Source organism: uncultured Empedobacter sp., assembly GCF_937930195.1.
GTDB lineage: Bacteria > Bacteroidota > Bacteroidia > Flavobacteriales > Weeksellaceae > Empedobacter > Empedobacter stercoris.
The window spans coordinates 1-13,377 of sequence record NZ_CALGVK010000174.1; the positions used below are offsets into that span (position 1 = coordinate 1).

12 protein-coding genes, 1 tRNA gene, 1 pseudogene and 2 riboswitches are annotated in these 13,377 nt (G+C 31.1%); of the genes and pseudogenes, 8 read left to right on the plus strand and 6 right to left on the minus strand.

Going from position 1 to position 13,377, the window contains the following annotated elements:
* Positions 1-360, plus strand: a pseudogene (locus Q0616_RS09955) (hypothetical protein); the annotation flags it as partial.
* A 46-nt stretch (positions 361-406) separates the two neighbouring features.
* On the opposite strand, the gene Q0616_RS09960 reads toward Q0616_RS09955, so the two are convergent.
* The gene (locus tag Q0616_RS09960; protein WP_298776814.1) at positions 407-1,588 is read right to left on the minus strand and encodes a homoserine dehydrogenase; all 1,182 of its coding nucleotides are present in this window, start codon (positions 1,586-1,588) and stop codon (positions 407-409) included.
* A gap of 117 nt (positions 1,589-1,705) precedes the next feature.
* Positions 1,706-1,803, minus strand: a riboswitch (SAM riboswitch).
* Between the two features lie 448 nt (positions 1,804-2,251).
* Positions 2,252-2,352: riboswitch (SAM riboswitch) on the plus strand.
* 44 nt (positions 2,353-2,396) lie between these two features.
* On the opposite strand from Q0616_RS09960, the gene Q0616_RS09965 reads away from it, so the two are divergent.
* The 3 genes from Q0616_RS09965 to metF all read left to right on the plus strand — a co-directional run bounded on the left by Q0616_RS09965 (position 2,397) and on the right by metF (position 7,215).
* Positions 2,397-3,395 carry a homocysteine S-methyltransferase family protein gene (locus Q0616_RS09965; protein ID WP_171622805.1) on the plus strand — a complete coding sequence of 333 codons (999 nt, stop codon included), beginning with the start codon at positions 2,397-2,399 and terminating at the stop codon, positions 3,393-3,395.
* Positions 3,383-6,049, plus strand: a complete 2,667-nt coding sequence (gene metH, locus Q0616_RS09970; RefSeq protein WP_298776815.1) for a methionine synthase — start codon at positions 3,383-3,385, stop codon at positions 6,047-6,049. The genes Q0616_RS09965 and metH overlap by 13 nt, the downstream gene beginning before the upstream one ends.
* A 209-nt stretch (positions 6,050-6,258) precedes the next feature.
* Positions 6,259-7,215, plus strand: coding sequence for a methylenetetrahydrofolate reductase [NAD(P)H] (gene metF / locus Q0616_RS09975; RefSeq protein ID WP_286483648.1), 957 nt, complete (start codon positions 6,259-6,261; stop codon positions 7,213-7,215).
* Between the two features lie 42 nt (positions 7,216-7,257).
* Here metF and Q0616_RS09980 read toward each other — a convergent pair whose 3' ends face one another.
* Positions 7,258-7,887, minus strand: coding sequence for a hypothetical protein (locus Q0616_RS09980; protein WP_298776816.1), 630 nt, complete (start codon positions 7,885-7,887; stop codon positions 7,258-7,260).
* Positions 7,888-7,972: 85 nt separating this feature from the next.
* Between Q0616_RS09980 and Q0616_RS09985 the strand changes: the two genes are divergently transcribed.
* Positions 7,973-8,419, plus strand: coding sequence for a KTSC domain-containing protein (locus tag Q0616_RS09985; RefSeq protein WP_298776818.1), 447 nt, complete (start codon positions 7,973-7,975; stop codon positions 8,417-8,419).
* 52 nt (positions 8,420-8,471) lie between these two features.
* On the opposite strand, the gene pdxH is transcribed toward Q0616_RS09985, so the two are convergent.
* Positions 8,472-9,119: a pyridoxamine 5'-phosphate oxidase gene (gene pdxH, locus Q0616_RS09990; RefSeq protein ID WP_171622800.1), complete on the minus strand. Its 648-nt coding sequence runs from the start codon at positions 9,117-9,119 to the stop codon at positions 8,472-8,474.
* Between the two features lie 72 nt (positions 9,120-9,191).
* Here pdxH and Q0616_RS09995 point away from each other — a divergent pair, with 72 nt between their 5' ends.
* Entirely contained in the window at positions 9,192-9,743 is a 552-nt protein-coding gene (locus Q0616_RS09995) for a YqgE/AlgH family protein (protein WP_260543274.1), read from the plus strand.
* Between the two features lie 12 nt (positions 9,744-9,755).
* Here Q0616_RS09995 and Q0616_RS10000 read toward each other — a convergent pair whose 3' ends face one another.
* Positions 9,756-10,565 (minus strand): aminotransferase class IV, encoded by an 810-nt coding sequence (locus Q0616_RS10000; RefSeq protein ID WP_171622798.1) that lies wholly within the window; start codon positions 10,563-10,565, stop codon positions 9,756-9,758.
* 11 nt (positions 10,566-10,576) lie between these two features.
* Complete coding sequence (locus Q0616_RS10005; RefSeq protein WP_019975947.1) at positions 10,577-10,960, minus strand: START-like domain-containing protein; 384 nt, start codon at positions 10,958-10,960, stop codon at positions 10,577-10,579.
* Between the two features lie 114 nt (positions 10,961-11,074).
* Between Q0616_RS10005 and Q0616_RS10010 the strand changes: the two genes are divergently transcribed.
* A tRNA-Met gene (locus Q0616_RS10010) sits at positions 11,075-11,148 on the plus strand.
* 61 nt (positions 11,149-11,209) lie between these two features.
* Here Q0616_RS10010 and Q0616_RS10015 read toward each other — a convergent pair.
* The gene (locus Q0616_RS10015; protein WP_298776820.1) at positions 11,210-12,088 is read right to left on the minus strand and encodes a DUF6515 family protein; all 879 of its coding nucleotides are present in this window, start codon (positions 12,086-12,088) and stop codon (positions 11,210-11,212) included.
* Positions 12,089-12,318: 230 nt separating this feature from the next.
* On the opposite strand from Q0616_RS10015, the gene Q0616_RS10020 reads away from it, so the two are divergent.
* The gene (locus Q0616_RS10020) at positions 12,319-13,368 is read left to right on the plus strand and encodes a nucleoid-associated protein (RefSeq protein ID WP_171622796.1); all 1,050 of its coding nucleotides are present in this window, start codon (positions 12,319-12,321) and stop codon (positions 13,366-13,368) included.
* Positions 13,369-13,377: the final 9 nt, after the last annotated feature.

Sequence of the window (13,377 nt, forward strand, 5' to 3'; positions counted from 1 at the left end):
GAAAAACCGAAACCTATATTGCTCTTTTTTTCAACAAAGTGGTGCAGCTATTGCTTAATTCAAAAAAAACAAATTGAAAAAGATAAGAGTTTATTCCACTTTTTAAATAACGGAGTTTATTATTTAGAAGTAGATGCAGAGTCGCATGATACTATTTATTTTTTAGAAAAAGTTTATCAACCTAAAGAAAAACTACATGCTTTTGTTGAGGAATTTATTTCAACAAACGAACAGATTAATTATCCGTATTGGGTTTTAATCTCAAAAGATCTTAGAATAGAAATGACCTATTCTGGACTTATTAAAAACAAATCATTTAAAATCCTATTGGAAAAGTATTTTAAAGGCCCTAATTTTTAGATTTAAAAAAAGCCTCAAGATAATTTAAGGCTTTTTATCCTAAATATTACTCAAAAGCAATTATTGAAAGATTTGTATTTTCTATAATTTCTTTTTGTTTAAGCTTCTCAATATCAATTACACCAACTATATGGTTGTAATTTTTACTCTGATAACGTTCTTCTATTTCCTCAAAAAAACTTGAAACATCATCTGTTTGGTTTTCAAATCCAATGTAAACACGTTTTTTCCCATTTTGATTAAAAATACCCTCGTGTTGATTTTCATATTTTCGAATCGAATATTTATAGTCATATTTCAACGCAGAAATATCACTCAAAACCGCTGAAGATGTAGGGAAACGCCCAGCTCCTTTTCCATATAAAAACTGCTCATCGGAAAGCGAACTTCCGATCAATACACCATTGTATTCATTATTTACTAAAGCAATCGTTTTATTAAGCTCAACAAAAGTTGGTAAAACTGTAGACGTAATTTCTCCTGTTTGATGATTTATTTTTGAATTCGCAATTAGCTTAATTGTGTAATTTTTTTCGTTCGCATATTTAAAATCTTCAACTTTCAAAGCAGTAATCCCTTTACGAATAATAGCTTCTACTTCAATTTTTTTACCAAAAGCATGTAATGTAATAATCGACAATTTACTCGCTGCATCAAAACCTTCCACATCTGCCGTTGGATCAGCTTCAGCAAAACCACTTTCTTGTGCTGCTTTCAAAGCATCTTGATACGATTCATTTTCATTCGCCATTTTAGTCAAGATGTAATTTGTTGTTCCATTCACGATTCCAGAAACATAATTCAATAAATCATTATCGAAATATTCTTCTAAATTTCGAATAATTGGTACAGAACCACAAACAGAGGCTTCATAAAGGAAAGAAACATTGTTTTGTTCTTGTAATTCTAATAATTCTTTGTGATGGTCAGCAATCAATTTTTTATTGGCACTTACGACATGTTTCCCATTAACAAAAGCTTTTTTGATGATATCATAAGCTGCATCTGCATCAGAAATCAATTCTACCACAACATTTATTTCATCATCATTTAAAATATCTTCTGCATTTGTTGAAAATAATTCAGCTGGTGCATTTCGTGTTTTTGAATCATCTTTAATTACAATTTTTTTAATCGCTGCATTTAATTGTGGTTTCTCTTCTAAAACCTTATAAATCCCCTCTCCTACTACGCCAAATTCGAATAATCCGATATTTATTTTTTTCATTTATTTATTTCTTTACTATTGATTTTATCAGAAAATGTGAAGAAAAAAGGAAATTTTAAAATAATAACAATTGAATCAGTTGTATTAAGAATAATACTGAATGATGGTTATCGTAGTTATTTATCTTCCCTTAACAGGATGGAATTAGCACCTTGATTGTAATCAGGTTGCTAAAGTTTCTTAGGGCCATTTCCCTCCACTTTTCTTGATAAAATATAAAATTTTACTTGAGCTATTTCTGAGGGCAAATTTAGTACAAACTATTTCAATTTTCCAAATATTAAAACATACATTTGTTTATAATTTTCTAATTAAAGTTCTAATATGATTTAATTTCAGAATTATTTTCTAAAATTTTTATTATTTAATGATTTGATTCTATAAAAATGATTAAAAAGTAAAAACAAATCTTCTAATTAATTCTGGAAAATTCAAAAAACCTAATAATATTCTAATTTAAAACACCTTAAATAAGTATTAAAGATATTTTTTACATCAATTAACGTATTGTAAGAATATTTTTCTATGTTAATGATTTTACAACCAAAAATAATCAGGTTAAGTTTATGGAATGATTAACTTATTTTGACATGTCTTCTTCAAATAATAATTATAATGATTATCATTTTTTTATTTTAAAAGGAATGGATAATTTTGCAGATAACCTTATAAAGAATAGATGGAGGGATTAGGCCCGTAGATATCTTGGCAACCCAAAGGAAAGTTGGGTGCTACATCCTACTCAAAAAAGAGAAAGATAAGGACTTACCTCGCAATTCTTCCCATAAGGTTTTAATAAAATAGTAAAATGAAATTAAACGATATACTAAAAGAACGTATTGTTATTTTAGATGGTGCTATGGGAACAATGATCCAAAAGCATAATTTGCAAGAGGAAGATTACAGAGGAGAAAGATTCAGAAATTTCCATACATCTTTAAAAGGAAATAACGATTTATTGGTGTTAACACAACCACAAATTATCAAAGATATTCATAGAGAGTATTTAGCTGCTGGCGCAGATTTAATTGAAACAAATACATTTAATGCGAATATCATTTCGATGATTGATTATGATATGGTTGATTTAGTTGATGAATTAAATTCGGAAGCCGTTCGTTTAGCGAAAGAAGCTTGTGCGGAATATTCTACTCCAGACAAACCTCGATTTGTTGTTGGTTCTTTAGGTCCTACAAATAAAACAGCATCGATTTCACCTCAAGTGAATGACCCAAGTTACCGTGACATCGATTTTGACACTTTAGCTAATGTTTATTTTCGACAAGCTAAAACAATGTTAGAAGCAGGTGTTGATGTATTGTTGGTTGAAACTATTTTTGATACCCTAAATGCTAAAGCAGCATTTTATGGCATTCAAGATGCGATCGAAAAAACTGGAATCAACGTTCCATTAATGGCTTCAGGTACGATAACAGATAAATCTGGACGCACACTTTCTGGACAAACAACTGAGGCATTCCTTATTTCTTTAGAACATATTGATTTACTTTCAGTTGGCTTAAACTGTGCGTTAGGCGCTACAGATTTAATTCCATATTTAGAAGTTTTAGCAGAAAAAGCTCCTTTTTATGTAAGTGCATATCCAAATGCAGGTTTACCTAATGCTTTTGGTGGATATGACGAAACAGCAGAAATGATGCGTGAACATATTCGTCCATTTTTAGAGAAGAAATTGGTCAATATTATTGGTGGTTGTTGCGGAACAACACCAGATCATATCAAATTAATGGCAGATTTAGCAAAAGAATACGAACCTCGAAAAATCAATGTAGCATGTCAAGCGTAAAAATTCAACTTTCTGGATTAGAACCATTAATTGTACGCGAAAATTCAAACTTTGTAAACGTTGGAGAACGCACAAATGTAACTGGTTCAAAAAAATTCTTACGATTAATCAAAGAAGAAAAATTTGAAGAAGCGCTTCAAGTTGCGCGTGATCAAGTAGATGGTGGCGCACAAATTATCGACATCAACATGGACGAAGGTATGCTTGATGGTGTAGCTTCAATGGTAAAATATTTACGATTAATTGCTTCCGAGCCTGATATTTCAAAAGTTCCCATCATGATTGATTCTTCTAAATGGGAAATCATCGAAGCTGGATTAAAAAATGTACAAGGAAAAGCAATTGTCAACTCTATTTCTTTAAAAGAAGGAGAAGAATTATTCATCGAGCACGCCAAAAAAATCAAACGTTACGGTGCTGCAACTGTTGTAATGGCATTTGATGAAAAAGGTCAAGCTGATAATTACCAACGTCGTATTGAAATCGTAAAACGCTCGTATGATATATTGGTCAATCAAGTAAAATTCAATCCAAAAGACATCATTTTTGATGTTAATATTTTCCCTGTTGCAACAGGAATGGAAGAACATCGCCGAAATGCAATTGACTTTTTTAATGCAACAAAATGGATCAAAGAAAATCTTCCTTATGCGTTAGTTTCGGGTGGAGTTTCCAATGTTTCGTTCTCGTTTCGTGGTAACAATGCAGTTCGAGAAGCAATGCATTCAGCTTTTTTATACCACGCAATTCAGCACGGAATGGATATGGGAATCGTTAATCCTGAAATGATTGAGATTTATGATGATATTCCAAAAGACTTATTAGAACATGTTGAAGATGTTTTATTGGATAGACGTGATGATGCCACAGAACGATTGATTGATTTTGCAGAACATTTAAAAGGTATTACAAAAGAAAAAAAGAAAGATGATTCTTGGCGTGAATTACCTTTAGAAAAGCGAATAGAAATAGCTTTGGTAAAAGGGATTACTGAATTTATTGATGAAGATACGGCTGAAGCATTAGATCAAATTAAGTCACCACTTCAAGTTATTGAAGGTCCATTGATGGATGGAATGAATGTCGTAGGAGATTTATTTGGAAGTGGTAAAATGTTCTTACCACAGGTTGTAAAATCGGCTCGTGTGATGAAAAAAGCTGTAGCCTATTTAACACCTTATTTAGAAGAAGAAAAACTAAGAAATAAAACTGACAAAGAACCATCTAAAATATTGATGGCAACCGTTAAAGGTGATGTACATGATATCGGAAAAAACATTGTTTCTGTTGTATTAAGCTGTAATGGTTTTGAAATTATTGATTTAGGTGTTATGGTCTCTTCTGAAAGAATATTAGAAGAAGCTCAAAAAAATAAAGTCGATGTAATTGGACTTTCGGGATTGATTACGCCTTCTTTAGACGAAATGGTACATGTTGCTAAAGAAATGAAACGCTTAAATCTCGATATTCCATTAATGATTGGAGGTGCGACTACATCAAAAGCCCACACCGCTGTTAAAATTGCTCCGCAATATGACAAAGCTATTCACGTATTAGACGCTTCGCGTTCGGTTACCGTTTGTCAAAAATTAATTGGTTCACAACAAGCAGAATTATTTACAGAAACGGAAACAGATTATACTAAAATCAGAGAAGGTTTCTTAAATCGCGCTGTTGCAAAAGAATACCTAACAATTGAAGAAGCTCGTAAAAATAAATTGCAATTAGATTTTGAAGAAAATAAACCATTCAAACCAAATCAATTGGGTGTATTTACGCATCAAGCAAGTGTAACTGAGTTAAAAGAATTTATCGACTGGACTCCTTTTTTCAAAACATGGGATTTACATGGAAAATTCCCTGCGATTTTAGATGATGAACTTGTCGGTGAAAATGCCAAAGAATTATACATTGATGCATTGTCAATGTTAAACAGAATCGAAGCCGAAAATTTAGCAAAACCGAAAGCTGTTTACGGTTTATTTAAAGCGAATACGATAAACGATGACACGATAGAATTGTTTGATGAAAACGATCTTAAAATAGAAGAATTCTACACACTTCGTCAGCAAGCGAAAAAATCGAAAGATCAACCAAATATGTCAATTGCTGATTTCATAGCACCGAAAGATTCAACTATACAAGATTATATTGGCGCTTTTGCTGTAACTGCTGGTCAAGAAATTGAAGAAGTTGCTAAAGCGTACGAAAAGAACTTGGACGATTACAATTCGATTATGGTCAAAGCAATTGCTGATCGTTTAGCTGAAGCTTATGCAGAATATTTACACAAATATGTTCGAACAGAAGTTTGGGGATACGCATCTGACGAAAATTTATCAAACAATGAATTAATTGCTGAAAAATACAAAGGAATTCGTCCTGCTCCTGGTTATCCTGCTTGCCCTGATCATTTGGAGAAAGAAACAATTTTTAACATATTAGATGTTGAGAAAAATGCTGGGATCGAATTAACAAGTTCGTTAGCCATGTACCCTGTTTCATCAGTTTCGGGATATTATTTTGGGAATCCGAAAGCTAAATATTTTGGTGTCGGAAAAATTAAAATGGATCAAGTAGAAGATTTTGCTCAACGTAAAAATATAAATTTAAAAAAAGCGGAACGTTGGTTAGGACCAAATTTGGCTGATTAGAAATTAGTCAGATTCTTCGACAAGCTCAGCATGACAACAAATCACGAGTTTCGAACTTCTGACTTCAAAAAAAATGCGTTAGGGATTGTAGTGAAAATCCTTTGCTGACCAGCAAAGATTGTAACGAAAAGCCCGCCCGAAGGGAACGCCCTAAAAAAAAATACAATCGGAATTCGAGCTTCGAACTTCGTTAAACGATAAAATAAAGAATGAAAGTTACTGAACATATAGAACGTGCGAATGGAAAACCGTTGTTTTCTGTTGAAATTTTACCTCCTTTGAAAGGTCAAGATGTAAATGCAACGTTTAAAACTTTGGATCCTTTAGTGGAATTGAATCCTGCTTTTATCGATGTGACTTATCATCGACAAGAGTATATTTACAAACAAAAAGAGAAGGGTTTGTTGAAGCGGTATCAAGTGCGAAAACGACCTGGTACAGTAGCGATTTCTGCTGCTATCCAAAATCACTATAAAGTTGACGCAATTCCGCATTTGATTTGTGGTGGTTTCACAAAAGAAGATACAGAAGATGCTTTGATTGATTTGAATTTCTTGGGCATTGATAATGTATTGGTTTTACGAGGAGATCCGATTAAATCTGAAAAATCATTTGTGCCAGAAGTTGGTGGACATGCGTATGCTTCAGAATTAATTGAACAAATTACTGCTTTGAATACTGGAAATTATTTGGATGATGATTTGCAAGAATCGCATCCGATGGATTTTTGTTTGGGTGTAGCTGGTTATCCTGAAAAACATTTCGAATCGCCAAACCTTGCAATAGATTTGCATTATTTGAAAAAGAAAGTTGAATTGGGAGCTGATTACATTGTGACACAAATGTTTTTTGACAATCAGAAATACTTTGATTTTGTCCAAAAGTGTCGAGAAATGGACATTAACGTTCCGATTATTCCTGGAATAAAACCGTTAACAACTTTTAATCAATTGACTAAAATTCCACAAAATTTCTACATCGATTTACCCGAATCTTTGTCGATGGAAGTGTTGAAAGCAAAAGATAAAGAAGCGATTAAAGAAATTGGCTTGGAGTGGTGCGTTCAGCAATGTAAAGAGTTAATGGAATTTGGTGTTCCTGGATTGCATTTTTATACGATGAGTAACTCGATTAATACAAAAAAGGTTGCTGAAGCGATTTTTTAATACCATAAATAAAAAGAGAAAGCAATTAAAGTTTTCTCTTTTTTATTCAATCCTACTATTTTTTAAAGGTGTTTCTTTTAGGAAATCATTCAATTGTTGAATTTCATTTTCGTAATCATATTTTAAATCTTCGTGAAATTTATCAAAAATAGACTGAATTAATTTGAGTCTTCCAGCTTGGTATTTAAATAATTTTTCTGCATTTTCACCTGTTGTATATTTATTAAACAGATATGAATATCGTGTAAATGATTCTTGCAAAATATATTTTCTTAATTCAAATTCGGACACTTTGTCTTTTGTAATTTGAACATGATAATTCACAATTCCACTCAGTGTTTTGAGTGTCAACAATAATTGTCTATGACTTCGAATAATATTAATCTGATTATTTAAGTGATTAGACTTTTTGAACTGTAAATCAATCTTTTCGTAAATTATTTTTACTCGATCTTGCAAGTCACTTTCATCCTCTAACAATTGAAAATGTAAATGCTCTACCAACGTTTCATCTTTATTTATAAGACGCAAAAGAAGCTTGTCTTTTTCTTTTGTAGGTAAATCTAAAATTGCAATTTTCAATGCTGGAACATCTTTCAACTTCATCTCTATTTGTTTGGTGTTAGCTTCACTAAAATTACAACTTTCTTTTACAAAAAAGTCATTTATCATCATCTTAACCAAACTTATTCCTATTAAAAGTATTTCGTGATTAATATTCCGTACTTTTGCAAACCGAAAAAAGGGTTAAAAAATTATGAAAAGCGTTGTAGAACACAGAAAATTACTTGGAGTTGATAAAAATGTCACTCTAAAAGAGTTGAAAACAATTTACAGAAATACGATGAAAGATGCGCATCCTGATAAATTTGTGAACGATGAAGCAGGTAAATTAGAAGCTGAAGAAAAAAGTAAAGTCGTGATTGAAGCGTATCATTTTTTGGTAAGCGTTAATCCTGAAACACACGAAAAAAATAAAGAAGAATATACGACAACTACGACAAAATCTAACATTCATGATTTTTACATGGACGAACAGATTTTGAAAGTTGAACATTTAGATGGTAATCATTACGAATATTTCGGTGTTCCTAAAAATACCTACATCAAAATGGTAAATTCTGATTCACCAAGTCGCTTTGCAAGAAGACACATTTACGGTAAATTTACACATCGTAAAGCGGGTGCAGCAATGACAGATTAAATTTAATTAATACTATAAAAAAGCCTCTAAATTAGAGGCTTTTATTATTTTTTTAAGGAGCTAAACGCTCTTTTTTCCAATCAAAATCTTCTTGTAATACATAACGAACTCTGTCATGTAAACGACTTGGACGTCCTTGCCAAAACTCAATTTCTGTTGGTCGAATTAAAAATCCACCCCAATGCTCTGGACGAGGAATTTCTTTTCCTTCGTATTTTTTTTCTAACTCTAATTCTTCCGCAGCCAAATCTTGGTGTTCATCTATTACAGAACTTTGAGCAGAAATCCATGCTCCTAACTGACTACTACGAGGTCGTGTTTCGAAATATCCGTCCGAATTATTATCCGACGTCTTTTCAGCTACACCTTTTATAATAATTTGTCTTTCTAAAAATGGCCAAAAAAATGATAAACATACTTTCGGATTTTCTAACAAAGCTTTACCTTTTTGACTATTGTAATTGGTATAAAAAATAAATCCTTCATCTGTATATCTTTTCAATAATACGACACGTGTTCTCGGAAAACCATCGTCGCCAATCGTTGCAACAGACATTGCGTTTGCTTCATCTACGCCATCAGAATCCTCAGCTTGTAAGAACCAATCACGAAATTGTTCGATAGGATTTTCTCTTAACGAATCAAAATTCATGGCTTGTTTTTCGTAGACTTTTCTTTTATAACTTAAATCTTGTTTCATTAATGTTTATTTTATATTTTTATTTACAAATCATTATTTCGTTAAGATTTTACACTATAAAACCGAAACAAAATGTCTATCAAAAGTATAAAAAAAGGAAGTATTTTAGTCGCTAAACCAACATTAAATAATGATATTTTTCAACGAAGTGTTATTTTAATTACCGAACACTTAGAATCTGGAAATATTGGTTTTGTACTTAATCATTCTTCACACATACCTATTAGTATTTTTGTTTCTGAGATAGAATCCACTTCTATTGTTTTTGAAGGTGGACCAGTTGATAAGGAAAATATTTATTATCTACACAAACGCCCTGATTTAATACGAAATAGTGAAAAAATAATTCATAATTTATATTGGTCTGGAAATTATGATGATGTGCGAGAAGCGGTAAATCAAAAGTTGATAAAAGAGAATGAAATTAAGTTTTTTATGGGTTATTGTGGTTGGGCTCCTAAACAAATTACTGACGAATTAAAAAATAATTCATGGACGGTAAGAGATTTAGATTTTGATATTTTCGAAGAATGGGATGCTGATTTGTGGAAAAATTTGATGAAGAAACTTGGAGGTGAAAACTTGATTTGGTTAAACACCCCCGCAGATCCTTCTATGAATTAATTGATTTCTAAATTACAAATAACTAAAAATCAACTTTGTCTTATCCGTATTATATTCTTTTTTTCTATTTTTGGTAATTGGTAATATCCCAATACCATCTATCAAAATAAATACTTCTTCTGCTTTCTGAATTTCGAATGGAAAAATTTCTGATTCCTCCACTTTAAATTCTTCCGATTTATTGATCTTCGTAATAAAATTATTTCGCAAAACACTTGTTATTACTCCTTCTTCCTTTTTGGGTGTACGAATCGTTTCTCCATTTACCACAAAAATAGCACCTCGTAAAGAACGTGCCATTTTTTTATTGGCATTCAACAGAATAATATCTGCATAGTCATTCTCTAAACGGTAGATTTCTGCAATATTTTCTTCTGGGCGATACGTGTTAACAAGTGAATAAAAAGCTGTGTTGATAGCATAGTCTTTATAAACATCGATTTCGTTTTCACTTTGCAAAAACTCCCAATCTTGTTCACTATTTTCAATAGAAATCAGATAATTAATTGAAGCTTTTAAATAATCTTCTTCATTATTTCGGAAGGCAAAAAACTCGACCTTACCTGATTTAGTTTGATTAGCTTCGGCTATTAAATTGATTTGTTCTTGAAAAAATTCTGGTGTAAAATCTAATGGAATATTCATGCGATAAATACGCATAGAGGCCATTAAATTAAAATAATGATCTTCCCAATCTATAATTTCACCATTTACAAATCGTAAAATTTCTTTTACAGCATCACCATTTCGAAAAGCTCTGTTCTGAATACTAATTTCTGCATTTGCTTGTTCAATGATAAGGCCACCTAAGTTAATTTTCAAAATAATAGATTTTAAACAGATCCTAAGATTTTTTTAAGGTCTTCAATTTGACTTTCCCACAATTGTTTTGATTCTTCAACCTCATCTTCATCTGCGAAATCTGTGATTACTAATGATACATCATTTGTTAAATCGTCTTCTACAATTGTTAATTCGAAGAAATACTTTGTGTCTTCATCATATTCCCATTGAAAACGTACATAACTATCTTGCTTAGATTTCATCAAAAAAGCAGATTCTTCGTGTCCGTCCCAAATAAAAGTATATTTTTCTCCACGAGAATTTACGTTATCTGCAAACCACTCAGACAAACCAGAAGGGTTTGAAATATAGTTATATAACAAAGACGGTGAAGACTTAATTGAAAATTCTACTTGATATTTCTTTTTTGGCATAATTCTATTTAATTGAAGTCGCAAGATATAAAATGAATTGTATCTACCAAAGAAAAATAAAATAAGTTTTGTTATAAATTCAAAAAAAAATTATATTTGCAAAAATTAAAATTAGGCGAGGTAGCTCAGATGGTTAGAGCGCAGGATTCATAACCCTGAGGTCGGCAGTTCAATTCTGCTCTTCGCTACATCAAAAAAGTCCAAACAGCTTGCTGTTTGGACTTTTTTCATTAACTACTAAAACTTATACTAATCTAAATAACCTACTACTTGATAAGCTCTTGAACCTCTGTAATAAATTTTTTGATATAAGACATCTCCAAACTCATACAAATACTCTCCATCATAATTTATTCTTTCATAACCTGCTGGTAAAGCATAAACAATTGCACCAATTGGAGCTTGAACCACTTCGTAATAATTTCTATTTGGACTATAATAAACTCCTTCGTAGAAATAAAACGGATTACGATTACTAATATTAATTGTTACATAACCTACAGGTAAAACATTGATTCTGAACCCTACATAAGGCATATATCTTACATAACCACTATTATACGGACGATAATAAATTCCATTGTTACCATAGAAATTATAATTGTTATAATTGTATTTGTGATAATTTCTTACATTAACATTTGACACAGGGCGATTTCCTCTATAATTATTTGAACTTGAGCTAATACGAACAGGATCTTTATGAAAATCTCTATTTTTTAAACTCTCAGATCGATTCCCTTGGTTATTTCGATTCCCTTGGTTATTTTCTCTGTTATATCTTTCGTTGTTACTATCTCGGTTCGCACTTGGTCTACTACTTATTACAGCAGTATTATCTCTATTGATTCGTGAACTTTCGACACGACTTGAACTTATATTCGAATTTTTCCAAGAATCACTTTTACTATTTCCTCGATCAATTCTATCTGTTCTATTTCCTTCGACACGACTAACTCTATTTGTACTTTTAGCCATTTCAGAACGGCTATTTCCTTGGCTTCTTGATACTTCTCTTGAAGAATTACCTCTCTCACCTCCTCTATGACCTCTATCTTGAGCATTTACACCCACAGCTAACATGGCTGTAAAAGCTACTCCCAAAAGTGTAAATCTAATTTTTCTCATCATCTAACCTTTTAAATATTAAGACATCTATCCTATTACTATTTTCATGCCATAATTATAGTTTGCTGTTCGCTTTCAATTTATTATCTTCAAAAAAAATATAATAGATTAATTATCAATACATTAATTTTACAATTTTGTTTGACAATTTTGTTAATATTTTTTTTAATCATTCAAGGTTTGCATTGATTTTTGAAATCATTACTTTTGTTTTTAAGAAAATAGAAACAATGATTGACGTTAAAAATGCTTACATCGCCTTTATCAGTTTACAAAAAGTAGGACATAAAGTTCGGGAAGAAGCAAATATTTTTGCTGATAAGACACTTGAGTATGACGAATCTAAGGAAGAACAATTGGTTCCTTTCTTATTAAGTCCGTTCAAAAAAACACTCGAAATTAATCATTTTACTCATTATACAGAAAAATTAGAATTTAATGTTTTGTATAATCAATGCAAGCAAATGTTTGACGAAGAGACCGATTTTATAGATTTTTCGCAGGAAGTTTTAAGTCATTTATATGAAAAATCATTGCATCCACAAATCAAGAGTGGTGAAGTTTTCATTACACTTTTCGAAAATATGATGTTTGATGGAATAGTATGTCGAGGAATTGGAATTTATAAGTTAGAAAACAAGAAAAAATTCTTACGTTTTGACGAATCAAAGGGATTAGATTATAATATATGGAAAGGTTATAAACTTGAAGGAATAGATAAAGCTTGTCTTATTCTTGATGCTTATCGTGACGAAGGATTTCGTGTATATTCTATTGATGATAAAAATGTAGAATCTGAATATTGGAAGAAAAATTTCTTAGAAATTGATTTAATAAAAGACAATAATTACCATACAAAAAAATATATGGAGCTGATTACTGACTTTTCAAATGATTTCTTATTAGACAAAACCGATAAAAAACAGCAGGCAGAATTTATTTCAAACTCTATCAATGTATTGAATTCAAATGAAATTGTAACCAACGAAATTTTTGAAGATCAGGTGTTAAAACCATTTGAAATTATTGATGAATTTAAAGAATACAAAAAAGATTACAGTGAAAATAATCGTGTAGAGTTTGTAGAATCCTTTGAAGTTTCTGTTCCTACTTTGATGAAAGAATCAAAGAAAATCAAAAGTGATATTAAATTAGATACAAAAATTAACATCAAATTAGATTTAACTAATCCAGATGCGGCGGAAGAATATTTGGAACGTGGATTTGATGAGGAAAAGAAAATGTATTATTACAAAGTGTATTTTAATTCAGAACAATAAGATTAATTT